General features: G+C 34.2%; 24 protein-coding genes. 17 read left to right on the forward strand and 7 right to left on the reverse strand.

Annotated features, from left to right (window positions below):
• Entirely contained in the window at positions 1-987 is a 987-nt protein-coding gene (locus M9897_00825) for a bifunctional phosphoglucose/phosphomannose isomerase (protein MCO5267422.1), read from the reverse strand.
• 253 nt (positions 988-1240) lie between these two features.
• Here M9897_00825 and M9897_00830 point away from each other — a divergent pair, with 253 nt between their 5' ends.
• From M9897_00830 to M9897_00875, 10 genes are all read left to right on the forward strand, one after another.
• Entirely contained in the window at positions 1241-1939 is a 699-nt protein-coding gene (locus M9897_00830; GenBank protein ID MCO5267423.1) for a response regulator transcription factor, read from the forward strand.
• Between the two features lie 14 nt (positions 1940-1953).
• Positions 1954-2385, forward strand: a complete 432-nt coding sequence (locus M9897_00835) for a dCMP deaminase family protein (protein MCO5267424.1) — start codon at positions 1954-1956, stop codon at positions 2383-2385.
• The gene (locus M9897_00840; protein MCO5267425.1) at positions 2378-3976 is read left to right on the forward strand and encodes a S41 family peptidase; all 1599 of its coding nucleotides are present in this window, start codon (positions 2378-2380) and stop codon (positions 3974-3976) included. The genes M9897_00835 and M9897_00840 overlap by 8 nt, the downstream gene beginning before the upstream one ends.
• Before the next feature lie 37 nt (positions 3977-4013).
• Positions 4014-4790 carry an enoyl-CoA hydratase-related protein gene (locus M9897_00845; protein MCO5267426.1) on the forward strand — a complete coding sequence of 259 codons (777 nt, stop codon included), beginning with the start codon at positions 4014-4016 and terminating at the stop codon, positions 4788-4790.
• A gap of 8 nt (positions 4791-4798) precedes the next feature.
• Positions 4799-5377, forward strand: a complete 579-nt coding sequence (locus M9897_00850) for a phosphoribosylglycinamide formyltransferase (protein MCO5267427.1) — start codon at positions 4799-4801, stop codon at positions 5375-5377.
• 109 nt (positions 5378-5486) lie between these two features.
• Positions 5487-5921 carry a dUTP diphosphatase gene (dut, locus tag M9897_00855; GenBank protein ID MCO5267428.1) on the forward strand — a complete coding sequence of 145 codons (435 nt, stop codon included), beginning with the start codon at positions 5487-5489 and terminating at the stop codon, positions 5919-5921.
• Positions 5922-5929: 8 nt separating this feature from the next.
• Positions 5930-6940 carry a sugar phosphate nucleotidyltransferase gene (locus M9897_00860; GenBank protein ID MCO5267429.1) on the forward strand — a complete coding sequence of 337 codons (1011 nt, stop codon included), beginning with the start codon at positions 5930-5932 and terminating at the stop codon, positions 6938-6940.
• Positions 6940-8679: a tetratricopeptide repeat protein gene (locus tag M9897_00865; protein MCO5267430.1), complete on the forward strand. Its 1740-nt coding sequence runs from the start codon at positions 6940-6942 to the stop codon at positions 8677-8679. Before M9897_00860 ends, M9897_00865 begins: the two co-directional genes overlap by 1 nt.
• Complete coding sequence (locus M9897_00870; protein ID MCO5267431.1) at positions 8645-9469, forward strand: DUF4292 domain-containing protein; 825 nt, start codon at positions 8645-8647, stop codon at positions 9467-9469. Before M9897_00865 ends, M9897_00870 begins: the two co-directional genes overlap by 35 nt.
• Before the next feature lie 16 nt (positions 9470-9485).
• Positions 9486-10781 carry a peptidoglycan DD-metalloendopeptidase family protein gene (locus M9897_00875; protein ID MCO5267432.1) on the forward strand — a complete coding sequence of 432 codons (1296 nt, stop codon included), beginning with the start codon at positions 9486-9488 and terminating at the stop codon, positions 10779-10781.
• Positions 10782-10877: 96 nt separating this feature from the next.
• On the opposite strand, the gene M9897_00880 is transcribed toward M9897_00875, so the two are convergent.
• From M9897_00880 to M9897_00890, 3 genes are read right to left on the reverse strand one after another with little or no spacing between them, the layout of a single operon-like run.
• Positions 10878-11630 (reverse strand): succinate dehydrogenase/fumarate reductase iron-sulfur subunit, encoded by a 753-nt coding sequence (locus tag M9897_00880; GenBank protein MCO5267433.1) that lies wholly within the window; start codon positions 11628-11630, stop codon positions 10878-10880.
• A gap of 50 nt (positions 11631-11680) precedes the next feature.
• Positions 11681-13684: a fumarate reductase/succinate dehydrogenase flavoprotein subunit gene (locus tag M9897_00885; GenBank protein ID MCO5267434.1), complete on the reverse strand. Its 2004-nt coding sequence runs from the start codon at positions 13682-13684 to the stop codon at positions 11681-11683.
• Between the two features lie 12 nt (positions 13685-13696).
• The gene (locus tag M9897_00890) at positions 13697-14362 is read right to left on the reverse strand and encodes a succinate dehydrogenase cytochrome b subunit (protein ID MCO5267435.1); all 666 of its coding nucleotides are present in this window, start codon (positions 14360-14362) and stop codon (positions 13697-13699) included.
• A gap of 381 nt (positions 14363-14743) precedes the next feature.
• Between M9897_00890 and M9897_00895 the strand changes: the two genes are divergently transcribed.
• The 4 genes from M9897_00895 to M9897_00910 are packed head-to-tail and all read left to right on the forward strand — an operon-like array spanning position 14744 to position 16870.
• A complete protein-coding gene (locus tag M9897_00895) occupies positions 14744-14947 on the forward strand; it encodes a hypothetical protein (GenBank protein MCO5267436.1) in 204 nt (67 codons plus the stop codon).
• A 12-nt stretch (positions 14948-14959) separates the two neighbouring features.
• Complete coding sequence (locus M9897_00900; GenBank protein ID MCO5267437.1) at positions 14960-15163, forward strand: hypothetical protein; 204 nt, start codon at positions 14960-14962, stop codon at positions 15161-15163.
• Complete coding sequence (locus M9897_00905; protein ID MCO5267438.1) at positions 15163-16095, forward strand: hypothetical protein; 933 nt, start codon at positions 15163-15165, stop codon at positions 16093-16095. Before M9897_00900 ends, M9897_00905 begins: the two co-directional genes overlap by 1 nt.
• Positions 16088-16870 carry a hypothetical protein gene (locus M9897_00910; GenBank protein ID MCO5267439.1) on the forward strand — a complete coding sequence of 261 codons (783 nt, stop codon included), beginning with the start codon at positions 16088-16090 and terminating at the stop codon, positions 16868-16870. The genes M9897_00905 and M9897_00910 overlap by 8 nt, the downstream gene beginning before the upstream one ends.
• Before the next feature lie 37 nt (positions 16871-16907).
• On the opposite strand, the gene M9897_00915 is transcribed toward M9897_00910, so the two are convergent.
• Complete coding sequence (locus M9897_00915; GenBank protein ID MCO5267440.1) at positions 16908-17162, reverse strand: hypothetical protein; 255 nt, start codon at positions 17160-17162, stop codon at positions 16908-16910.
• A 546-nt stretch (positions 17163-17708) separates the two neighbouring features.
• Between M9897_00915 and M9897_00920 the strand changes: the two genes are divergently transcribed.
• From M9897_00920 to M9897_00930, 3 genes are all read left to right on the forward strand, one after another.
• Positions 17709-19916, forward strand: a complete 2208-nt coding sequence (locus tag M9897_00920; GenBank protein MCO5267441.1) for a DNA cytosine methyltransferase — start codon at positions 17709-17711, stop codon at positions 19914-19916.
• Entirely contained in the window at positions 19913-21091 is a 1179-nt protein-coding gene (locus M9897_00925) for an MvaI/BcnI family restriction endonuclease (GenBank protein MCO5267442.1), read from the forward strand. Before M9897_00920 ends, M9897_00925 begins: the two co-directional genes overlap by 4 nt.
• 297 nt (positions 21092-21388) lie before the next feature.
• Positions 21389-22183, forward strand: coding sequence for an SseB family protein (locus M9897_00930; GenBank protein MCO5267443.1), 795 nt, complete (start codon positions 21389-21391; stop codon positions 22181-22183).
• 50 nt (positions 22184-22233) lie between these two features.
• Here the strand turns inward: M9897_00930 and alr are convergent, their stop codons facing one another.
• Positions 22234-24513: an alanine racemase gene (gene alr / locus M9897_00935; protein MCO5267444.1), complete on the reverse strand. Its 2280-nt coding sequence runs from the start codon at positions 24511-24513 to the stop codon at positions 22234-22236.
• The gene (locus M9897_00940) at positions 24510-25085 is read right to left on the reverse strand and encodes a thymidine kinase (GenBank protein ID MCO5267445.1); all 576 of its coding nucleotides are present in this window, start codon (positions 25083-25085) and stop codon (positions 24510-24512) included. Before M9897_00940 ends, alr begins: the two co-directional genes overlap by 4 nt.
• Positions 25086-25094: the final 9 nt, after the last annotated feature.

Here is a 25094-nt window from a genome sequence, read left to right on the forward strand (position 1 = left end):
CTATCTTTTTTCTAATTCTGATTTTAAGAAAACAATAGACTTTATATCAATAGTATCCTTTTTATTTAAGTCTGCTAAATAGATTGAAGCCCAATCTACAAGGTGAACTAAATAAAACATTTCTAATATATTATCTTTTCCTACACCATTTATAAATAGAATGTTAGATGTTTTAGGTTCAATTATTTCTTTAGATAATTGAAAGCGTAAAATATTCCTTTTTGAGGTGAATTGTGACTCAAAGAACACAGCAGCAAACCGATCATTTCCTCCTTCCCAACCTACTAATTCATTATGGTTCATCTCGGGGATTATATGATGATACACCAATTGTTTACTGTTTTCATTAAATTGTTGACGGGCACGAATTATAATTCCTTCCAATTCGGCATTCCCATATAACACGCCTTGTTTTTGATAAAGATGTTGAGCTAAAACCTTTGCTTGCTTCTTAATTTGCATTAATTCATCGCTTAAGAAGTTTCTAGCTTTACCAACAGATTGCATGGAAGTTTTAGAAACAAACCCCGCTTTTGTAAAAATATCTATCAATTGAATAAGAGAAAATGCCAGCATACTACGTGGTGGATTTCCTCCAGGTATTTTTACAAAATCATAATTATTTTTCTTGCAGAATTGCATTAATTCTCCTCCCGAGCAAATTCCAATGATTGTTGATTTTCGCTTTTTAGCTTCAGCAACTGCGGCAAGAGTTTCTTCTGTGCTTCCAGAATAAGAGGAAGCAATAAACAATGTTTTCTCACTCACAAAAGCAGGTATGTCGTAATTTTGCACTAAAACGACAGGTATCTTGATTTCATTTAGAAACAACTTTTCAGTTATTTTCCCACCTATTCCGGATCCTCCCATTCCACAAACCACAACCTGATCGAATGATTTATTTGAAATACTTGAATATATAGTATTCTCTGCAATCTCAAGTGCATCTGCAATTTGTTTAGGAAATTGGGCTACTAGTTTTTCCATACGAGATAAACATTCTTTTAAATGAGGTGGTAAAGTAACGGAAAAAATAGGAAATCTTTAAGGGAAGTAAATATTATTTTATTTTACTTCTTATTTTCAACGAGGATAATGTGTTAGACCCCGACATTCATTTGTTAATTAATTTCCATATTTTAACCTATACAAATCAAATACATGTGTATAAATGCACAACGGGTTAAATTAATATTAAAATTTTACAGAACAATTTGTACTTTTACGCATTATTTGTATCATGACTGAGAACGGCTTGAAAATATTATTAATTGAAGACGAAGAGAGTTTAAGCAATGTCATAGCATTGAACCTAAAACTAGAAGGGTTTGAAGTAATTACTGTGTTAAACGGAAGGGAGGCTCTTTCCTATACTGAACGACTAGGGACGTTTGACTTAGTGATTTTAGATGTGATGCTCCCAGAAATTAGTGGTTGGGATATTTGCTCTACTTTTAAGCGTGTAGCTAGCACACCTATTTTATTTATTTCTGCTAAAGGAAGTTCTTTAGATAAAATTAAAGGGTTAAAACTTGGGGCTGATGATTATTTGGCAAAGCCTTTCGATTTGGAAGAATTATTATTGCGGGTGCAAATACTTATTTCTCGTAATAGAAAAGAATCTTCAGTTGAAAACAAATTACAAATTGGAAGTTTTGATGTGGATCTGAATACGTATGAGGTAAAGCAAGAAGGAAAATTAATAGCTTCTTTAACTAAAAGAGACGTACAACTTTTACAACTCTTTAAGAAAAATGAAGGAAAAGTGTTATCGCGTGATTTTATTTTGGATGAATTATGGGGGAGAGAGTTAGAAATTACTACGCGAACCATAGATAATTATATCCTAAGTTTTAGAAAACTATTTGAAAAGGATGTTAAAAATCCACACTATTTCCACAGCATTCGGGGAGTTGGATATAAATTCTTAAATAATTAAGATAGGTTATAATAATGGATAAACAAAAGCAATTAAGATATGACAAAGCCTATTTACGTATGGCAGAAACATGGGCAAAATTATCTCATTGTCAACGAAAACAGGTGGGATCTCTTATCGTAAAGGATGGGATGATTATTTCTGATGGCTATAATGGAACTCCATCTGGTTTTGACAACTGCTGTGAAGATGATGAGAATAAAACATTTTGGTACGTCTTACATGCCGAGGCAAATGCTATTCTTAAAGTAGCGCGTTCTACGCATAATGCAAAAGATGCTACGCTTTATTTAACAATGTCACCCTGTAAAGAATGTAGCAAGTTAATTTTACAGGCTGGAATAGTGCGGGTTGTTTACATTCGTGATTATAAAGATATTTCGGGTGTAGAATTTTTAAGAATGTCAGGAATTACTGTTGACCAAATTGAAAATATTGATGAATAATTCACGTAAGACACTTGTTCCTCTTGTGGCAGCTTTATTCTTAATTTTTGGAATGATGCTGGGTTTATTCCTCAATAAAGGTAAAAGTCCACTCATAGGAGGTGAAAATGATAAATATGGAAAGAAACTAGCAGATATATTTGATATTATTGATAAGAATTACGTGGATTCGATTAATAAAGATGATTTATTTGAGAAAACGGTTTCAGAACTTTTACATAATTTAGATCCACACTCCAACTATATAGCTGCACGTGATTTGAAAGAGATGACGGAAAGCATACAAGGTCAGTTTGGTGGCGTTGGAATTCGCTTTACTGTGTTTGATGATACTTTGAATGTAGTAAATGTGATAGAAAATTCTCCATCTGAACGTGAAGGAATCCAGAAATTTGACCAAATTATAGAGGTTAATGGTGAAAATATTGCAGGAGTTAAAATTTCCAACGACCGAGTGCGTGAATTATTAAAGGGAACGGTAGGAAGTAAGGTAACAGTTCAGATTAAACGCAAAAATCAAACGTTCGAAAAAACAATTATACGAGGAAATGTTCCTATTACTTCTTTGAACGCAGCATATATGATGACGGAAGATATTGCTTATATGCAATTGACACAGTTTAGTTTGACTTCTGCGAATGAATTCTATTTAGCCGCATCAAATCTGAAAAGTCAAGGGATGAAAAGTCTGATTTTAGATTTGCGTTATAATGGAGGAGGAGTAATGAGTAGCGCTGTTTCTATTCTGGAAGCCTTTTTACCAAAAGGAGCTAAGATTGTATCTACCAAAGGTAAAAATACTCCAGAAGAAATCATCTATGCACAAAGTCAACCTTTCTTAAAAGATATAAATTTAGTGGTACTTATTAATACAAATTCTGCTTCTGCTAGTGAAATTGTTGCTGGTGCCATTCAAGATAATGACCGTGGTACTATTATTGGACGTCGTTCTTTTGGAAAAGGGTTAGTTCAACAAGATATTCAATTAAAAGATGGTAGTGATCTTAGACTCACTATTTCACGATATTATACACCAACAGGAAGAAGCATACAAAAACCATATAGTAATGGAACGTATGAAGAATATTTAATGGATGAGGTTAATCGATATGAAAGTGGTGAATTGTATAAATTAGATAGTTCTCTTTTTGTTGATTCTCTAAAATATACGACCCCGAAGGGTAAGGTTGTATATGGAGGTGGTGGAATTATGCCAGACATTTTTGTACCTCTTGATACATTAGATTATTCGAGTTATTACCGTCGTCTTAAATATGCGAATGCTTTTAATGAATTTTCGTATGCTTATGTACGAAAAAATAATTTGAATCAATATACTAATCTAGTTGATTTTGATAAGCGTTTTGTGGTTTCTCAAAAGATATTAGATGATTTTGTGGCATTTGCTAGCAAGAAATTTAGTATTTCCCTCTTTAGAAATGATTATCAACATTCTTTGCAACGAATTAAAACAGATTTAAAGGCAGAAATTGCTCGTCAGAGATGGTTGGAGAATGGTGCTTTTTATATTTTTAATCAAAGGGATAAGGATATTGAAAAAGCGGTGGAAGTATTAAAAAAAGAGAAGTAAACTTTACTTTTTACGTATTTTAGCAAAAATAAACGAGATGAGTTACGAAAATATATTAGTAGAACAAAAGGAAAGAATCCAGGTAATTACGATTAATAGACCTAATCAGTTAAATGCATTAAACAAGGCAACAATTCAAGAATTACACGATGCTTTAGACTCGGCTGATAAAGATGCTGGAACACGTGTAATTATTTTAACGGGAAGTGGGGAGAAATCCTTTGTTGCTGGCGCAGATATTAAAGAATTTGCAGATTTTGATATTGCACAAGGAAAAGATTTAGCTGTACAAGGACAAAAAAAATTATTTGATTTTGTACAAAATTTAAGTACACCTGTTATAGCTGCGGTCAATGGATTTGCACTTGGTGGAGGATTAGAATTAGCTATGGCTTCGCATATTCGTGTAGCATCCGATAATGCTAAATTAGGTTTACCAGAAGTATCCCTAGGTGTAATTCCTGGTTATGGAGGAACTCAACGTTTGGCTCAATTAGTTGGAAGAGGAAAGGCGATGGAAATGATTATGACTGCCGGAATGATTTCAGCTGAAGAAGCCAAAGAATGGGGCTTAGTAAATCATGTGGTTCCACAAGCAGAACTACTTGCTTTAGCAGAGAAAATAGCAGGAAAAATATGTAAGAACTCGGGAACAGCCATTTCATGTGCCATTCGTGCGGTTAATGCTAACTATACAGATGGCGTGAATGGATTTGAGAAAGAAATTGAAGAATTCGGAAATTGTTTCGGTACCGAAGAGTTTGTAGAAGGTACAACTGCTTTCGTTGAAAAAAGACCAGCTAATTTTCGCTAAGAATAAACATGAAAAAACGAATTGCCATTTTTGCTTCCGGTAGTGGTAGCAATGCCCTTAAAATGATAGACCATTTTAAGGAGAATGCGTATAGTGAAATTGCACTTTTAGTGACTAATAACCCGAATGCTGGCATTTTAGAAAAATCAAAAGACTTGGTGCCACAAGAAATCATCACAAATGATCAAGCGAATGATGGTGAGTTCCTTACAGATTTAATGCACTTAAACGGGATAGATTATATCGTTTTAGCAGGATATTTACGTAAAATCCCCGTGGATTTGATTCATTTTTATCCTGAGCAAATTATAAATATACATCCTGCTCTTTTACCCAATTATGGAGGTAAAGGAATGTACGGAATGAATGTACATAAAGCTGTATATGAAAATCAGGAAAAAGAATCAGGCATCACCATTCATCTTGTGAATGAGTTATACGATAAGGGTAAAACCTTATACCAACATAAAGTAGAAATAGCTCCAGAAGATACTCCTGAAATGATTCAACAAAAGGTGTTAAAAGTAGAGCATTTGTATTTTTCGAAAGTGGTGGATGAGTATATTCAATCCCAACATAAGAAATAATAAACATTTCTCTGTTTATTGCTATTTATTTTTACGGTCACAATCTCACAAAAAAGACTTATTTTTGAAGTTTTAGAATACTTATTTAATTAAATAACTACGATTATTCATGAAAGTAAACATTATCAATCGATCTAAGCATGATTTGCCGCAATATGAAACGAGTGCATCTGCAGGTGTAGATTTACGTGCTAATATAGATACAACTATTACACTTAAACCTTTAGAAAGAACCTTAGTCAAAACAGGTCTTTTTCTTGAAATTCCTGTAGGATATGAGGCTCAAGTACGACCTAGGAGTGGTTTGGCTCTTAAAAAAGGAGTTACTGTTTTAAATACTCCAGGAACTATTGATGCGGACTACAGAGGTGAAATCTGTGTGATTTTGATTAACCTTTCTAATGACGATTTTATAATTGAAGATGGTGATAGAATTGCTCAAATGATATTCGCTAAGTTTGAACAAGCACAATGGCTAGAAGTAGAGGTTCTTTCAGAAACTGAAAGAGGTGAAGGTGGATTTGGTAGTACAGGTAAAAAATAAAATTTGAAATGAAGATTATAGTTCCGATGGCGGGCCGTGGTTCCCGTTTACGTCCACATACATTAACAGTTCCCAAACCGCTTGTTCCGGTAGGGGGAAAACCTATTGTTCACCGTTTGGTAGAGGATATTGCAGAAATTTGTAGTGAACCGATTGATGAGATAGCATTTGTAGTTGGTGATTTTGGGGAAAAGATTGAAAAAGAATTAATTCAAGTTGCCGAAAAACTGGGAGCCAAAGGAAGTATCTTTTATCAAGATCAACCACTTGGAACTGCTCATGCGGTGTTGTGTGCAAAAGAAAAGTTGGAAGGACCTGTTGTTGTTGCATTTGCAGATACCTTGTTCAAGGCAGATTTTAAAATTAACCCAGAAGATGATGGAATTCTGTGGGTAAAACAAATTGATGACCCAAGTGCTTTTGGGGTTGTAATCACAAACGAAAATGGTGTAATTGTAGATTTTGTGGAAAAACCACAAGAACCAGTTTCCGATCTTGCTATGATTGGAATCTATTACTTCAAAGAAGGGAAAGAGTTACGCAACGAATTGGAATATTTAATTGATAATAATATTATAAAAGGAGGAGAATATCAATTGCCTGATGCTTTAAGGAGATTGACTGAGAAAGGTAAAATATTTCGTCCTGGCAAAGTGCTTGAGTGGTTAGATTGTGGAAATAAAAATGTTACTGTGATTGCTAACCAACGTATTTTAGAATTTGATCTTGATAAAGGGAAAGAACTGATAGATGATTCAGCAAAAATTAATAATAGTATCATTATTCCTCCTTGTTTTATTGGTAAAAATGTGATGATAAACAATAGTATTATCGGTCCACACGTTTCGTTAGGAGATGAAACTTCTATTGATAATAGTATCATTACCAATTCTATTATTCAGGCGGATACCATAATTATAAATATTAATTTGAAGGATTCTATGGTTGGAAATCATGTGCATACAAGTGGTAAACAACAGATTTTAAGTATTGGAGATTATACCTCAATTGACGTTTGATGAAGAAAATTTTTGCAGTTATATTAATCTTGAGTGTTTTTGCTTCTTGCGCAATTTCTCAAAAATCAAAAGAGAAGAAACTAAAAGAAGAAGCAAAATCTGATGTTGCTGTACTTTCCTCTAAAAACTATCCCTATATTGATAGATTTCATCAAGCCTTACGAGAAAAACTCAAGGGAAATACTTCAGAAGCAAAAAAATTATTTGAAGCCTGTTTACGTGAAAATAAAAATGACGATGCTGTTTATTTTGCACTAGGAAAGATAGCTCGTAAAGAGAATAATCTTACACAAGCTGTTGCATATTTTCAACAAGCCTACAACATAGACCCTTCCAATATTACTTATCTTGAATTATTAGCGCAAGCTCAGTTCATCAAATCTGATTTTGTTGAAGCTGAGCGCCTGTATAAGGATTTATGTGAACGTGAACCTCGTAATCCTGATTATATCTATTTCTATTGCAATGTTTTGATTTATAATAAATCATACAAAAAAGCAATTGATCAAATTAATAAACTTGAAGATATTGCAGGCATTATCCCTGAATTGTCTTTTATGAAGGCTGATTTGTATATCGAATTAAAAAACCCAAAGAAGTCTGAGGAAATCTTATTACAACTGCAAAATGAAAACCCAAACGATACGGAAATAATTCAAAAGATTATTTCATTTTATGAACAACAAGGGCAAAAAGATAAAGCAATTGCACTTTTTGAGAAAGAAGTAGCCAAAGATTCTACCAATGGCGCCGCACTATTCGTATTAGCCGGAAATTACCTGCAATTGAATTATATTGATAAATTTATCCAAATATCTCCCCGTATTTTAAAAAGCGATGATGTAAGTGTCGAACATAAATTCTATGTGTTAGATGAATTGAGAGATATCAAGGGAGATAATGACCCAGTTGTTAAAAATGCGGTAAATATCTTATATGATAAGCACTCAGATGATGCTTTGGTAAATATAGCTTATGGTGTAAATTTGATTTATGAAAATCGTTCTGATGAAGCACTAACTTACTTTAGAAAAGCGATTACGTTAGATAAATCAAATTTTGATATATGGTATCGAACATTGGCTTTTGAATCAGAATTTAAAGAATATGAAGCTTTATATGAAGATGGAAATAAAGCGTTAGAATTATTTCCGAGCATCCCATCATTATATTATTTTGCTTCGGAAGGCGCTCTCCATAATAAACATCTCGATGAAGCTGAAGATTTGGTTACAGCAGGATTAATTTATTGTATAAAAAACAACTCGGATAAAGCTGTTTTAATGGCTCGGAAGGGTGAAATTGATTTTTATAGGAAAAACTATAAGCAAGGGATTGTCAATTTTGAACAAGCCTTGAGTATCCATCCAAATCCAATTGCTAAATTAATTTATGCAAAAACACTTGCCAAAACAGGAATTGCATTAGAAGTAATTCCAGAAATGCTAAATAGTATTGCAGATACTGATAAAACACAAGATTTTTTCTACACAGAAGGTTTATATAATATAGCAATAAAGGATTATAAAAATGGTATTAAATCCTTAGAAAGAATTGTGGAAAAAACATTTAATAATGCTGATTTATATGATTTATTAGGAGATATGTATTTCCTGTCTGGTGATGTTAAAAAGGCAGTTACCTTATGGGAGACAGCGCTTAGTAAGCATTGCCGAAATCTAAATCTAAGTAAAAAGATTAATGATGAAAAATTATATGATTCGATATATGTTAAATAAACATTTCTCCCTTCTTCTTTTTGCTTTGTTATTGGTATCATGTGGAAGTAATAAGCTTGTACAAGAAGAAACAAAAGATCATTTACCTAAAATTCAGGATAGCGTTATTTTAACTAAGTTACAGAATCTAGCGAGTAAACGTCCGCTCTATTTTTCTACAAAATTAAGTACACGGTATAAAGACAAGGATCAAGATATTTCTTTTAAGACATCTGTTAAAATGAAAACTGATTCAGCACTTCAAGCTACCGTAACGTTTGCTAATATTCCTATTTATAACACTGTGATTACGCCAGATACGCTAACTCTGGTGGATAAGCGAAAGAATTGTTATATGAAAGAAACGATGGATTTTTTTAAGAGACAATTTAATGTGAATTTTAAACATAGTAATATTGAAGAGATTATTTTAGGAATGCCTATCGATTGGGATAATTCAAAGGATTATTATTTAGTAAATGACCCGTATAATTATGTGGTTTCTACTTCAGATTTATCTATCAAAGAAGCTTTGAAAAAAGAAGATCTTGTAATACGCTACTATTTAGATAAGGAAATATCTCGTTTGGAAAGAACAGTTATTGAAAGTCCAAGAGATACAAGCACTATTGAAATTAAATATGGTAACCGTATGCAAATGCAAGGGTTTGACATACCTGAACAGGGAGAAATTACAATTCGAACTCCGAGAGGAGAAACCTTCATTGAATTTAAGTATGGTAAGAGTTCCATCAATGAACCAGTAACTTTATTTTTAGTAATCCCAGAAAAGTATGAGCGCTGCCAATAAAATAATTTTCTTTTTCATGCTCTCTTTCATTGCTTTCAATACAGCAATGTCACAATCTGGTTCTCAGCGACTTAAGAAAGAGCAAGATGCTTTAAAAAAACAAATTGAGAATACAAAAGTCTTACTTGAAAAGTCAAAAAAGAGCACAGACTTATCTTTAGAAGAAGTAAAGTTAATTGAACGTCAGGTAGAATTTCGTGAGAAATTAATACGCAATATTGACAATCAAATTCGGGGTTCTGAATTAAAGATTACTGAAAAGGAAGCACGTATTCAAGAGCTAAATGCAGAGATTACTAAATTAAAGAAACAATATGCTGAGTTACTTTTGTATGCTTATAAAAAACGTGATAAATTCGGCGACTTAATGTATATTTTTAGTGCTGGCTCTATTGAAGAAGCTGTAAAACGTAAGATATACTTAGAGAAATTTCAAGAAATTCAAAAGAAACAATTGCGTTTAATTGCTCAGAATCAAGAATTACTACGTAAGGAGATTACGGAATTGGAAGCAGAGAAGAAGGAATTACTAAACTTATCGGCTGATAAGAAGAAGGAACGCGCCGAAATAGTGGAATCTAAGAAAGAAAAGGAACTCATCTATCAGAAGTTTAAAGAGCAAAAAGATAAGTTATTACAAGAATTACAAGAAAAAGAACGTAAAAATGCCCGGTTAGAACAGGAAATTGCTGCTGCTATTCAAAAAGAGATTGCTGCTGAAAGGGCACGTATTGAGAAAGAAAGAAAGGAAGCCGAAGCACGTAGAAAAGCAGAAGAGGCTCGCAGAAAAGCAGAAGAGGCAAAAAATTCAAAAGACAAAACAGATCCTGCTGGCTCAGAGAAACCTGTGGTTACTCCGACTTTCCCTCTTATTGCAGAGAATGAATTAGCTGGAAAAGATTTTGCCTCCAATAAGGGAAAACTCCCTTGGCCGGTTAAGAGCGGAACTATCACTTCTAACTATGGAAAAAATCCGCATCCTACTTTAGAGAATGTTACAACTCAAAATAATGGTATCGACATCAGTACTTCCAAAAATGCAAATGTGTTGGCAGTATTTAAAGGAGAAGTTACTAGTGTAATCACTATTCCTGGTGCAGGAAAAGTAGTAATTATTAAACATGGTAATTATCGTACGGTATATTCTAATCTACAAGAAGTATATGTTACGAAAGGAAGTAAAGTTGACACTAGAACTCCGATAGGCTCTCTACTTCCTACAGGTGCTATCTCCGTTTCTCACTTTGAGATACATCAAGTAACTGAAAACTCTGTGATACAGCTAAATCCAAGTCTCTGGTTAGGGAGATAGATGGAGATATTTTCTTTTGAATAATCTGAATTGATAAAAAAAAGACTATCTCAATGAGATAGTCTTTATAAAGATTCCTTTGTAGTAGGGAATATCTTATTGCTTTGTAGAAGCACTTGCTTTAATGAACTCACGGTTCATAGTTGCAATACTACTCAAGGTAATTCCTTTTGGACATTCTGCTTCACATGCTCCGGTATTGGTACAGTTACCAAATCCTTCCACATCCATTTGATGAACCATATCTAAAGCTCTCTTCTCAGCTTCTACTTTACCTTGTGGCAGTGCAGCAAATTGAGAAATCTTAGCCGATACGAATAACATAGCAGAACTGTTTTTACAAGCAGCAACACAAGCTCCACAACCAATACATGTTGCATTATCAAAAGCTAAATCCGCATCGTGCTTATTTACTGGAATAGCATTCGCGTCTTGTGTATTACCAGAGGTATTTACAGAAATGAATCCACCTGCTTGTTGAATTCTGTCAAAAGCACTTCTATCTACGATTAAATCTTTAATAATAGGGAAAGCTTTTGCTCTAAATGGTTCAATATAAATTGTTTCTCCATCGTGGAAATGTCTCATGTGTAACTGACAAGTTGTAATTCCCTTATCTGGTCCATGAGGCTCTCCGTTGATATATAAAGAGCACATTCCACAAATACCTTCACGGCAATCATGATCGAATGCAACAGGCTCTTCGTCCTTATTTACTAATTCTTCATTTAAAACGTCTAACATTTCAAGGAAAGACATATCAGGTGAAATACCTTTAACTGGGTAATCAACCATCTTTCCTTTATCGTCAGCATTTTTTTGTCTCCAAATTTTTAATGTTAAATCCATATCTTTAAATTTTATGGTGACGTTTGAATATTATCCAAACACTTCTTTTACTATTTATAACTTCTTGTTTTTACTTCGATTTCTTCGTAAGCCAATGGCTCTTTGTGTAAGATAGCTTCACTAGGTACTCCAGTGTATTCCCAAGCCGCAACGTGGAAGAAATTAGCATCATCTCTTTGTGCTTCTCCTTCTTCAGATTGTGATTCTTCTCTGAAGTGACCACCGCATGACTCAGTTCTTACTAAAGCATCTTTTGCCATTAACTCACCTAATTCAAGGAAATCTGCTACACGACCTGCTTTGGCCAGTTCTTCATTGTATTCAAATCTTCCTCCTGGTACTTTTACATCTTTCCAGAATTCTTCTCGAAGAGCTTTAATTTCTTCGATAGCTTCTGTTAGACCCTTTTCATTTCTAGCCATACCTACTTTGTTCCACATGATGTGACCAAGTCGTTTATGGAAAGAGTCTACTGATTTAGTTCCTTTGTTATTGATGAATTTCTCAAGTCTTTCCACCACGTCTTTCTCTGCTTGTTCGAACTCAGGAGTATCAGTAGAAATCTTACCTGTACGAATTTCATCAGCTAAGTAATCACCAATAGTATAAGGTAAAACAAAGTAACCATCTGCTAATCCTTGCATTAAAGCAGAAGCACCTAAACGGTTTGCTCCGTGATCAGAGAAGTTTGCTTCTCCAATAGCATATAAACCAGGAATAGTTGTCATTAAGTTATAATCAACCCAAATACCACCCATCGTATAGTGAACCGCTGGATAAATCATCATCGGTGTTTCATACGGGTTTTGATCTACGATTTTCTCGTACATCTGGAATAGGTTACCATATTTATTGGCAATAACTTGTTTTCCTAATTTGGTAACAATTGCTTTATCATTCTCATCCAATCCTTGGATATGCGCTTGTTCCTTTCCGTATCTTTCAATAGCAGAAGCAAAATCTAAGAATACAGCCTGACCAGTTGCATTGACTCCATATCCAGCATCACATCTTTCTTTTGCTGCACGAGAAGCAACGTCACGAGGAACTAAGTTTCCAAATGAAGGATATCTTCTTTCCAAGTAATAGTCTCTATCTTCATGAGGAATATCAACTGGTTTCTTGGTTTTATTACGGATAGCTTCCACGTCTTCCATTTTCTTAGGAACCCAGATTCTTCCGTCGTTTCTTAATGATTCAGACATCAATGTTAATTTAGATTGATGATCTCCAGAAACAGGAATACATGTAGGGTGAATCTGAGTATAACAAGGGTTTGCAAAGTAAGCTCCTTTTTTGTGTATTTTCCAAGCAGCAGAACCATTACTTCCCATTGCATTTGTTGAAAGGAAGAAAACGTTTCCGTATCCACCAGATCCTACAACAACTGCATGAGCTCCGTGTCTTTCGATTTTACCTGTTACTAAATCACGCGCTATAATACCTCTTGCTTTACCATTCACGATTACCACATCTAGCATTTCATGACGGTTATACATTTCGATCTTTCCTTTTCCGATCTGACGGTTCATAGCTGCATAAGCACCAAGTAACAATTGCTGTCCTGTTTGACCTTTTGCATAGAAAGTTCTAGAAACAAGTACTCCTCCAAAAGAACGGTTATCAAGTAAACCTCCGTATTCACGAGCAAAAGGAACCCCTTGTGCTACACATTGGTCTATAATATTTGCAGATACCTCCGCCAATCTCCAAGAGTTAGATTCTCTGGAACGGTAATCTCCTCCTTTTACAGTGTCATAAAACAATCTGTAAATTGAGTCACCATCACCTTGGTAATTTTTAGCTGCGTTAATACCTCCTTGAGCAGCAATAGAGTGCGCTCTACGAGGAGAATCTTGAAAACAAAATGCTTTTACTTTATATCCTAATTCGGCTAAAGTAGCTGCAGCAGCACCTCCTGCTAGCCCTGTACCAATCACGATAACGTCAATACCTCTTTTGTTTGCAGGGTTTACTAATCGAATATTGTTTTTATGATTTGTCCATTTATCTTTTAATGGACCTGCTGGTATGTTTGAATTTAATTCTGCCATCTCTCTACTATTTTAACCTTTAAAGTGAAGTATAAGTCCTAATACGATGAATCCTAGTGGAACCAAGATTGCATAAGCTTTTCCAAATTTTTTCAATGCATCAATGTATTTGTTATTCTGTCCAAGAGACTGGAAAGCAGAACCAAATCCATGCATTAAGTGTAACGATAAGGAAACAAACCCAAGAGCGTAAATTACTACACGGATTGGATCTTGGAATTTACCAATTAAATGTGGGTAATATCTGTTTGGATCTGCTGGATCCATTGCAATATATTTTGAATTGATTTCAGGAAAAAAGAAATCATATAAATGTAATCCTAAGAAAACTAAAATTACTAATCCTGTTGGTCCCATGTGACGAGAAAACCAGCTAGAATTAGCAGCTCCATTATATTTTGCATATTTAATTGGACGTGCAGCGTGATTTTTTCGCTCCAAGATTATTCCTGTTACAAAGTGAAAAACGACTGCAAATACCAAAATTGGCTGAGCAATATACTGGACTAATGGATTGTGCCCCATAAAATGAGATAATTCATTGAATAATTCCGGGCTCCATGCCGCTGTAATATTGATTGCCAAATGTTGTAATAAAAATATCATCAGGAAGATTGCGGATAAGGACATCGCAACTTTTCTTCCAATAGATGACTTAAAAAAACTAGGTTTACTCATAACTTTTATATTTCTATTAAATCGATTTTTTTTGATTTTAACAAATGTAATAGTTTATTGCTCTCATTGTCCTCAATTAGGCTATTTAGAATTATTTTAGATAACTCGTTTAGATATACAAAAATAAATCAATAATCTCTTCTGCGTATGGTTTGCATTGGAGTGATAAGACTATGAGTTATAGCGATATTCTGCTGAATATAAGTTCGTTTGATGATTTAAAAAGGCTCTTGCCTCATGTTTGTTTTTTAAACCGTAAACATTATATTTGAGTAATAAAAAAATGGACTTTTCGTACAAATGCGACAAAGGGTATGTGAAATTGTACGGTAAATCTGTATTTATAAGTAAGCGGTAATTATAAATGAAATATTCGAGATAATGAGACATATACTTTTAAACAGAGCATTTGAATATAAAAAACGTAAAGACATAAATCCACCTAAGGGCTACGTTTACAATTCTATTTTAGGCGCTTGGTTTAACGTCAAAGATAAACTACCTTTGATTTTTGCGAAAGATTTCAAAGCCCAAGGGACAAAAAAATTTGACGTAGAAACAGGTGAAGACAACAAAGGACAATAAACAAAAAATATTATGAAACACATTTTATTACAAAAGGCTCTGAAATATAAACAGAGAAAGAGAATTGAAGATCCAAAAGGTTTTTCATTTAACAGTTTGCTTGGTGCGTGGGTCAGCAATATAGACAAATCGTTTCTAATTTTTGCAAAAGACTTCAAAGCATTGGGTACAAAAAAAGAGGATGTAGAAACTGGTGAAGACCAAAAAGGACAATAATGAAGTTCCCAGAGGTATTGCTAATATCAAATCGTTTCGACTTTTCTACAGACTTTATTGCTGTAGAGTTGGCTAATCAAGGAATTGACTTCATCAGAATAAATCGTGATGAATTAAAAGATTACACTATTGAATTTGATCCAATAAAACCCGAAATAAAAGCATCCTATAACGATTATTCTTTTACAATTTCTACCGAACATTTAAAATCGATTTATTATCGAGCTCCAACATTTCTTAGAGACATTTTTCAAGAAGGATTATCGGAAGAAGAACAATTAATTAGGACACAGTGGGCGGCTTTCGTTCGCTCTTTGTGTGTTTTTGAAAACGTCAAATGGTTTAACAATCCAACAGATATATACAAAGCAGAAATAAAACCATATCAATTATTCATCGCAAACGAATTGGGAATTAAGATTCCAAAGACAACGATTTCAAATGTTACATTAAATTCTGACTTTGATTTTCAAGCAATAAAGTCAATAGACACAGCTATCGTTAGTAATGGTGAAAATGAAGGTTTTGTTTATACTGAAATTTACAAAAAAAATGAATTAGAAGAGGTGAGATATACTTCCCCGTTTTTTATACAACAAGGCTTAGTCCCTAAAATTGACATCAGAGTAACCGTAGTGGAGAATGAAGTTGTAGCTATAAAAATTATAAGCGACAAAGACATTGACGAAGATTGGAGAAGATATAAAGACGAATTAACTTATCTCATTTTTGACTTACCAAAAGATGTACGCGAATTTTGCATTAATTACACAAAAAAATTAAACTTGAATTTTGGTGCGATTGATTTAGTTCTTCACAATAATGAATACTACTTCATAGAAATCAATCCGACTGGGGAATGGTCGTGGTTGCAGAAGAATACAGGATATAATTTTGATAAACTAATTGTAAATTCCTTAACAAATGTCTAAGCGAGAAAATCCAATAATATATTTCATAAAACAGCATATTTTCCCTGGGTTCTATGCAGCTCGTGCAAATAATAAAATTGCTAAAGACTATGAAGCTCAAATAGAATTTGGCGTGGATTTATCTGACATTAAAACAGAGGAAAAACCACTGTATTCAAAATACATAAAACAAGTCAAAGAAGATTTAAAAACACAACACGACAGAAAAAAGATAATTGAGGATAAAGCTAAATCACTTCTCTTTATTATTACAGTTTCAATTACTGCAATTACTTTTTCATTAAATTATCTAAATTCTCTTGAAATAAACATTTATCAAATTATTGCTTTAATTATTTTGGGGTTAAGTATTTTATTTTTTGTCGAAGGAACAATTAGAGCAATACAAACACTGAATATTAGAAAATTTCACATAATTCAAACCAAAATAGAAGTAATTGAAAATAATTTCAAATTACATACAAACAAATCAGAAGAAGATTTTTTAACAGAATTGATACAAAGCAAACAGCAAAACGATTTAATCAATATTCAACTATCGAATTACACATATGCGTCATTCACGTTGATTAGAAATGGTATTATATTGTTTGTTTCATTTTTCATTATGACAATATGCGTTAGTTACTTTACTAAACAAAATAAAATTAAAGACACGTATTCAATCAATAAGGAAATTCAAATAAAAATCAACGACTCAATTGACGTAAAAATTCCTTACACTTTTGAACTAAAATATGATATAAAAAATTTAGAAATTGATAAAGAGAAATAACTACCGCTAACATGAACTGTGTAAAAAACCAAACATTTTACACAAAACTCTTTCCATAATTATCATCGTACGGAATTCCATTTTTTACACACCCAAAAACCTGTTTTAAAAGTTTATTACAAACAGCAATTATTGCTACTTTTCCATTCTTTCCTTTTGAAATTAATCGTTGATAAAGTTCTTTGCAAGATCGATTATTCTGCATTGCATTCATCGCACACATATACAGAATATCTAGTGTATCAGCTGAAACATCAATTCCGCAATACTTTTTTCTTGATTCTTCCTTCATTTTATTATTTTTGTTTAAGAGAAAAAAGAGAGAACAATCTTATCGGAAGTCTGCGATCCTAATACGAACTCTAAAAGGTTCAATAAAACTGTTCGACTTTTGGATAAGAAGGAGGTAGGGATAATCATGTTAGTCAAGCTCGAAGCTTACGCCGTCCGTCTACCTTATTCTACCTCCTTGTTCTTTCAAATATCTCTGATTTATATATTACTAATTTAATACTTTTACAAACATAGGACGCCGTCTGCACGCAAGGCGGTTTAATCGCTTCGTTTAAGCATTTATGTTAAGAAAAAAGTATTATCTTCGTATTAACATTTAACGCAAAAATCCGCCCAGCGGCAGGCGTCGGAAACGTTGTGCGTCAGTGTAAAAAGACAGCCGATCCACAAATGGCACATTTGGTTTTTGCCGACACACGAGCCAACGCTCAAAAAACCAAAAGAGCCATTTTTTGCCACCGCACGACAGAAAGTTGATAATTTTTGGTTGATGATTTAAAAATTGTCCGTAAATTTGTCCGTGTACGCAAAATCGTCCGTAAATATGGCAACAATAAATTTCTATCTCGACAAACCAGACAAAAAAGGACAAGCTCCCATTCACCTTAGAATTAATTGCTCTGGGACACAAATAAAACTAGCTACTGGACGGAAAATTGCTCCTGAACTTTTTGACAAACAAAAACAACGTGCTAAGGGACAGACTTATGACGTAATTGAAATCAACCATTATCTAAATTATCTTAATGAACGGGCAGACGAACTTTTGCATCATTCAAACAAACGAACATACACCCAAGAAGAAATAAAAGACATTCTTAATCAGCACATTGACAGTTACAAAGACAGTCATTCCGTAAACATTGTAAAAGAACAAATTTCACTTTACGGTAAACCATTCACATTTGTTGACCTTTTCGCTGGGGCAGGTGGTTTTAGTGAAGGTTTTTTACAAGCAGAGTACAACAACAAGTATTTTGATTTTATTGCAGCAAGCGACATCAATGAAAATTGTGAACTAACACATATTGTAAGATACAACCATCAATTAGGTTTAAATGCCGAATTTCTAAGACAAGACATTACTGAGCCTGATTTTTTAGACAATTTCCTTAAAAAAATTGGTAACAAAACAATAGACGTAGTTTGTGGTGGTCCTCCTTGCCAGAGTTTCAGTTTGGCAGGAAAAAGAAAAAAGTTCGACAAAAAAGACGACCTATTTTTTCATTATCTGGAAGTCATAAAAGTTTTACAGCCTAAATACTTCATAATGGAGAATGTAAAAGGTATTCTGACCAAAGAAGATGGCAAAATCAAAGATTTGATAATTCAAGAAATCAACTCAATTGTTGACACGAAAGAAATACCTGTTTTGGTTTCGTTTATCAGAAAAATGAAATCGAACAACAACAGTTTTATTCTTGAATGCATTATCAAACGTGTTGAAATTGAAACACTAAGAGAAGCGGAAATTGAAAGTGGAAGAGAGCAGTTCATTCAGTTTGTAGATAATCGTTTCAAACAACTAACTCCCAAAATTGCAGACTACAAGACCAGTAAAACCGACCACAGAATAAATACGATTCGACACGGTTTTAATATTCTGGCACGGACAAAAGAATGGGAAAAATTAAAACGTGACATCATTAAAGAAAAAGACCATTGTAATATTGACAGTGATGCTTTTGTTGGACAATTTACATCGTTTCTAACTCACATCAGTTCAGAAAATGTTATTGAACAAATTGAAAATTCTTTCAATGAATTAAAAGTTCCAAGCACATACAAAAAAGACTGTTCAGACATAACCACAGCACTCAAAATTTACACATCATCATTTGATGAAACAGTTGACATTTTATTAAATCTTACAGACAGCAAAGAAAAATCGGCTTTGAAAGGAATTTTGGACAGCATTAGACTATACAAAATTGAAAAGCCATTCGTTGCTAATTCATCAAATTACGGTGTGCCTCAAAATAGAGAAAGAGTTTTGTTTATAGGTTGCCGTAAAGACCAAAAATTCATTTCTGAAATTCCTGCAACAGTCAAGGAAAATGAAAAGGTTACTGTATTTGAAGCTTTGTATGACCTTGACTTCATTGGCAATAATGAAGAAGCTCATCATTATGAGTTAGTTGATATTTCAAAGCAGTTCAACGGAACGGCTGAAAAAATGAAAAGCCTTTTAAGAAAACGAACAGTTGATGGAAAAGAAAATCCGAAGATTGGAAAATCATTTTCAGAGTGGTCGAGAGAAGGAAGATTAATTGAAAGGTATCAACCTAAGACCAAACCCTTTTACGTTAGAAATTTTGAAGGTCTTCAAAAAGGGGAAAAATATTTTGACATACTTAATAATCACAAAACGAGTAATCAAAACGAAGATGTTATCAAACGACTCGAAATCATTTTAAAAAATGGTGATTACAAAAAGGCACAATGCGAATTAGAAGAATGTGGATTAACTTCAAATAAAAGGAACTACAACGTATTAAATCCAGACTCACAAAGCCCAACTGTAATGACCATAGCCGATGACTATATTCATTACAAAACCCCCAGAGCTTTAACAGTTAGAGAAATGGCAAGACTACAATCATTTGATGATTCTTTTGTGTTTCAAGGGAAACGTTCAACCGGTGGCAACAATAGAAAAACTGAAGTTCCTCAATATACTTTAGTTGGAAATGCTGTTCCGCCATTAATGGCAAGAGCCATTGCAATGGAAATTTTAAAAAATATCAAATGAGAGTACTTACATCGGAAGAACAGAGTAAAATAAAATTGTTGACCAAAAATCAAGTTTCGTTAACACTTATAGAACCAACAGAAACAGGTTTGAAAAAATCTATAATGGATGCAACTGGTTCTGTAAGAAGTTTTTTAAAGGAAAACCAAATTCACGACTATGATTTGCAGGGACAAGGTCCTGAAAATAAGGTTCAAATAAATGCTATCATTTACGAAGATTTCAAAGTAACCAATTCAACAGCCTCACTTTACAGACCACAAACAAAAAAAGGAGACCCAAGAATTTGGTTTTCTGGACTTACTAAAGTTGCAAATCCGAATGACATTGTTGCAATAATTTATTTTGCTGACTCATTTCACATTTTCAATCTCACGCAACTAAATGTTGAAGCATTATTAAATTCAAACATATCAAATCCTCTAAAAGAACTGATTTTAGAGATTAGTGGGAAAGCAACTGAAATAGCTTTTGAACTTTTGGCAATGCTTCGCAAAGTTGCAAGTTCAGGTCCTATTAAGTCAATGGTTGCAGCCGACACATCCGTTGGACGAACACTTGAAACTGCGTTGGGAATTGACATTAATTCTTCAAAACAGCCAGACTACAAAGGAATCGAACTTAAATCTTTCAGAAGTAGTAGAACAAATAGAAAGAATTTATTTGCTCAGGTTCCAGACTGGACTTTGAGCAAATTCAAAAGCTCAGCAGAAATTTTGGATGCATTTGGCTACAAACGTGGTGACGACTTCAAATTGTATTGCACAGTTTCAGCCATAACAAGAAACTCTCAAGGTCTTGCTTTAAAATTGGATTCTGATATTAAGCAGTTAATTGAGAACTCCGATAAAACAGAAATTGGCGACTTTGTTGTTTGGCCATTAAATACACTTCATAACAGACTACTTGAAAAACACAAAGAAACTTTCTGGGTTGAAGCTACAAGTACATACATTGACGGAATTGAGCATTTTCAATATTCAATGGTAGAACACACGAAAAAGCCAATTACATCTCAGTTTGACATACTTATTGACCAAGGAATAATAACTTTAGACCATTTAATAAAACGGAATACAAACGGAAAAGTAGTAGAGAAAGGTCCCATTTTCAAAATCAAACCAAGCGGACTTGACTTACTATTTCCTCCAAGTGAAAAATATAATTTGATATAAAATGCCAACGCTTAACAGCCACACACATTGCCAAGTCGCACCAGCCGACCCGCAAGCCAAAACTTGGCAAAGAGTGTGTCTGCCCTACCGCACGACCAAAACGACCGAAAAACAGACGGACGAAAAAGAACACCGAACGCACAACATCACCTATATGCAAGCAGGCCAAACCGTCTCCGATTGAAATTTTGTGCTATATTTGAAGTGTGGTTCTTCGCATCAACGGTAGTGCTAAAATACCGCCTTCGCCAAGCCGTGGAACCGTTATGGACGACACCAAGAAACAAGAAAATTACAATGGGAATATTTGACAAACTTTTTGGAAGCAACAAAGTAAAGACAACAACAGCTAATCCAGACAATAACAGACTGTTTGATTTGTTAGAAATTTACAGACAACAAAATGGACAAGGCGACACCTACAAAAATGTTGTTTTAGAGTTAATGAACGGAAATTCATTTCTACTTTTACCTTCCGAAAATGACGGCTCTAATTCGGACACTTGGACAACAGCTCAAAAAGGCACTACACTAAAACTTACTTGTGTGTTTAACTTGGACGGACTGAAAGTTTTAGGTGCGTTCACAGACGAAAACGCATTGTTAAGTTGGGCAAAGAAACCGACACAATACACTGCATTATCTTCAAAAGACGTTTTAAAACTTTGCGAGGAAAATTTAATTGAAAGAATTGTAATAAATAGCGACTTGCCTACTATGTTCGTGTTAGAACGTAATCGTGAAAATATCAAGACGGACACAATAAAAGAAGAAACGACTGTTCAAGTAGGAACACCTAACCGACCATTAGACCAGAGAGTGATTTCAAAACTTATAGACCAATTTAAACGTATTGACACAATTCAAGAAGTTTATCAATACGGACAGACAAGAAATAATGAATTTAGCCTCGTATTAGGGTTTAAACTTTCAACAAATTCGGACAACGCAAAGACAGCGACAATTAATGCAGTTCAAACAGCATTGCAAAATGAAACTATTGACCAACTTCTTGACTTGTTTTTTATTGAAGACGAGAGTTGGTATCGGACAATAACTAATGTTGAAAACTCATTTGTTTATAGAAAATAAAATGACAAAAAAGCGAACCGCCAACATCGTATTGGCAATATGCGGGCCCCCTACCTCAAATAAATCCGAGACACTCTCTTACTTATCCCCGTCATAACTTCATAAGGAATAGTACCTAATTTCTGAGCAAAAGTTTGCATAGATATGTGCTTACCAAGAAGTTCCACTTCATCGCCAATTATACAATCTACATGCGTAACATCAACCATGGTCATATCCATACACACATTTCCAACAACTGGACAAGCTTGACCGTGGATATATACCACACCCACGCCATTACTCAAAATCCTTCTAAATCCATCGGCATAACCTACCCGAATAGTAGCAACACGCATAGTTTGCGTAGCTTGATACGTTCTACTGTATCCTACCGTTTCTCCTGCTTTAACTTCTCGAATTTGAGAAATTGTAGTCATCCATCGAACAGACGGAAGTAATTCATCTTTCTCAGCTGTAGAGGTATAACCATACAAACCAATTCCCAGACGTACCATATCAAAAGCGGCACTATTTCCGAACTTGCTAATACCTTCGCTGTTGAGTATATGAAAGAGAATTTGATGTGTATATGCTTGTTCGAAAATTGCCTTTATTTTTTTGAATATGTCGATCTGATGAAGGGTGTACGTTTCATCAGAATTATCTGCATCTGCTAAATGGGAATAAACACCCTTCACAGAAATTTCAGGTTTGGATTTTAAGATTTCAACCACTTGAGACGCTTCTTCAGGATTAAATCCTAAGCGATTCATTCCGGTTTCGAATGTCACATGCACAGGAAAATCTGTAATCTTTTCTTTTTCTAGGTAATTACAAAGTTGTTCCAATTGAGTAAAAGAATAAATGGTAGGTTCCAATTGATGTTGCACAATATCATCGAAGGCATCACCTTCAGTATTAAGTACCAATATGGGAAGGGTTATTCCATTTTCTCGCAATAATCTCCCTTCATCCGCATAAGCAACACCCAAATAATCAATTCCAGCTTGTTGTAGGAAGTGTGGGATATTGATATCACCCGCACCATACGATGATGCTTTTACCATCGCTAATGTTTTGGTGTTTTTCGGAAGTTTGGATTGGAAGGTACGCAAGTTATTTTGAATAGCCTTTAAGTCAAATTCTACCCAAGTTTCGTGCTTTCTGTTCTTAAAAAGTAAGACAATATCTTTTAAATTCGATCTATAAGAGCCTTTAAATAAAATACTTGCATTCTTTATCTCAAGTAATTCTTTTGGAATTTTATTTTCTTCAATAATGAATGTCTTTTTAGGATGATAACCCTGTACAATCTCTAAAATAGCATGCTTTCGTGCTTCACTCACAAAGGAAAAATCAAGTACAACTACTTTGTCAGTTCTTTCATTGGAAGAAAACTGATAAGAAAGTGCTTGTTCCAAGGCATCCATATCAATATTATATGAATCGTTGATGATGAGGTTATTATCTATACCTTCAAACACCTCCATGCGGTTAGACAAAGATGGAAGCTGAGTAACTTTCTTTAAAAGAATATTGCGATCCACTCCTAAATATTGGGCAACATGTAAGGCTAATCTTCGATTTTCGGGATACGAGAATTGAGAAAGATTTACGTCATCCCATTGTCCATTTTCGACTAAGTCAAAGGCAATTTTATTGCGTCTGAGTTCACTTTTATGCTTTGCCAAGGCAAAAGTCACGTTGGTGTGTTTGAATAATTTTAAATGCTCGCTTGCATGTTGTTCTTGTGACTCAAAATTGTCTGCATAGTATTTTCCAATTCCTGTATAAATCCCTATAGTCGGAGATACCATGTCTTCAATAAATTCCATCTCATTGGGATGGGAAATATCGGCTTCAATGATGGCAAAATCGTGCTTTTCATCCATTTCCAACAAGGAAATTGCTACACCAAGTTGTGAATTAAAGCTTCGTGGACTTCGAATCACTGTATAATCATCAGAAAGCAAAAAGTATAACCATTCTTTAATCGTTGTTTTACCCAAGCTTCCTGTTATTGCTAAAACAGGATACGAGAATTGATTGCGGTGATGCTTGGCTAATTGTTGGATGGCTCTGAGTGTATCTTTTACTTCTATAATGGTCGCATCTGCTGGTAGAGAAACTGCTTTACTGACCACAAAGCTACGTATCCCTTTATCATACGCTTTTTGTACGAAAGTATGTCCGTCTTTCCTTCCTTCTAAGGCAAAAAATACGGCTTCTTCTGTCTGATGAATGAGCCTTGTATCATAATAAACCGTGGCAATTCTCCCATCATGCATCTGTTTGGCTGCTCCATCTAAAATATGGACAAGTTCTGTATGAGAAAAGTTAAGATTCACTGTTTATGTTTATTATAGCAAAGCCGACATAGCGGTTCATATTCACTCGTAGCTCCTACCAATACCTGTTCTGTATGTTTTGTTTTTCGATGTGAATATTGCGCCAAATTACCACAAGAAACACATATTGCATGAACCTTTGTGACATATTCAGCATTGGCCATTAACAAAGGAATAGGACCAAAAGGTTTCCCTGTAAAATCCATATCCAAACCGGCACAAATCACTCGTACCCCCCATCCTGCTAGTTGATTAGCAACATCGACTATTTCATTTCCAAAAAACTGGGTTTCATCAATTCCCACAATACGTTCGCCTTTCCAGTGCGATAAAATATCTTCTGCTTTTGCTACCTGAATGGATTCTAGACTGTGTCCACTATGACTCACGACTTTTTCTTTACTATATCTATTATCAACGATAGGTTTAACTAAAAGTAAAGGAAGTCCTGCGTATTCCACACGGCGCAATCTCCGTATAAGTTCTTCTGTTTTCCCGGAAAACATGGATCCACATACTACTTCAATCCATCCGCGTTGCGTACTATGTTCAGGAAATTGTTCTAAAAACATGGCAATTGA

It is taken from the genome of Brumimicrobium sp. (assembly GCA_023957385.1).
Classification (GTDB): domain Bacteria; phylum Bacteroidota; class Bacteroidia; order Flavobacteriales_D; family Crocinitomicaceae; genus Brumimicrobium.

Excerpts from the sequence above, each read along its gene's own strand:
- M9897_00905 (MCO5267438.1), top strand. The coding sequence starts at position 15,163 with ATGAAGTTCCCAGAGGTATTGCTAATATCAAATCGTTTCGACTTTTCT.
- M9897_00880 (MCO5267433.1), bottom strand. The coding sequence starts at position 11,630 with ATGGATTTAACATTAAAAATTTGGAGACAAAAAAATGCTGACGATAAA.
- M9897_00915 (MCO5267440.1), bottom strand. The coding sequence starts at position 17,162 with ATGAAGGAAGAATCAAGAAAAAAGTATTGCGGAATTGATGTTTCAGCT.
- M9897_00825 (MCO5267422.1), bottom strand. The coding sequence starts at position 987 with ATGGAAAAACTAGTAGCCCAATTTCCTAAACAAATTGCAGATGCACTT.
- M9897_00930 (MCO5267443.1), top strand. The coding sequence starts at position 21,389 with ATGGGAATATTTGACAAACTTTTTGGAAGCAACAAAGTAAAGACAACA.
- M9897_00830 (MCO5267423.1), top strand. The coding sequence starts at position 1,241 with ATGACTGAGAACGGCTTGAAAATATTATTAATTGAAGACGAAGAGAGT.
- M9897_00870 (MCO5267431.1), top strand. The coding sequence starts at position 8,645 with ATGAAAAATTATATGATTCGATATATGTTAAATAAACATTTCTCCCTT.
- dut (MCO5267428.1), top strand. The coding sequence starts at position 5,487 with ATGAAAGTAAACATTATCAATCGATCTAAGCATGATTTGCCGCAATAT.
- M9897_00860 (MCO5267429.1), top strand. The coding sequence starts at position 5,930 with ATGAAGATTATAGTTCCGATGGCGGGCCGTGGTTCCCGTTTACGTCCA.
- M9897_00875 (MCO5267432.1), top strand. The coding sequence starts at position 9,486 with ATGCTCTCTTTCATTGCTTTCAATACAGCAATGTCACAATCTGGTTCT.
- M9897_00910 (MCO5267439.1), top strand. The coding sequence starts at position 16,088 with ATGTCTAAGCGAGAAAATCCAATAATATATTTCATAAAACAGCATATT.
- M9897_00885 (MCO5267434.1), bottom strand. The coding sequence starts at position 13,684 with ATGGCAGAATTAAATTCAAACATACCAGCAGGTCCATTAAAAGATAAA.
- M9897_00925 (MCO5267442.1), top strand. The coding sequence starts at position 19,913 with ATGAGAGTACTTACATCGGAAGAACAGAGTAAAATAAAATTGTTGACC.
- M9897_00850 (MCO5267427.1), top strand. The coding sequence starts at position 4,799 with ATGAAAAAACGAATTGCCATTTTTGCTTCCGGTAGTGGTAGCAATGCC.
- M9897_00835 (MCO5267424.1), top strand. The coding sequence starts at position 1,954 with ATGGATAAACAAAAGCAATTAAGATATGACAAAGCCTATTTACGTATG.
- M9897_00940 (MCO5267445.1), bottom strand. The coding sequence starts at position 25,085 with ATGTTTTTAGAACAATTTCCTGAACATAGTACGCAACGCGGATGGATT.
- M9897_00840 (MCO5267425.1), top strand. The coding sequence starts at position 2,378 with ATGAATAATTCACGTAAGACACTTGTTCCTCTTGTGGCAGCTTTATTC.
- M9897_00900 (MCO5267437.1), top strand. The coding sequence starts at position 14,960 with ATGAAACACATTTTATTACAAAAGGCTCTGAAATATAAACAGAGAAAG.
- M9897_00890 (MCO5267435.1), bottom strand. The coding sequence starts at position 14,362 with ATGAGTAAACCTAGTTTTTTTAAGTCATCTATTGGAAGAAAAGTTGCG.
- M9897_00895 (MCO5267436.1), top strand. The coding sequence starts at position 14,744 with ATGAGACATATACTTTTAAACAGAGCATTTGAATATAAAAAACGTAAA.
- M9897_00845 (MCO5267426.1), top strand. The coding sequence starts at position 4,014 with ATGAGTTACGAAAATATATTAGTAGAACAAAAGGAAAGAATCCAGGTA.
- M9897_00920 (MCO5267441.1), top strand. The coding sequence starts at position 17,709 with ATGGCAACAATAAATTTCTATCTCGACAAACCAGACAAAAAAGGACAA.
- M9897_00865 (MCO5267430.1), top strand. The coding sequence starts at position 6,940 with ATGAAGAAAATTTTTGCAGTTATATTAATCTTGAGTGTTTTTGCTTCT.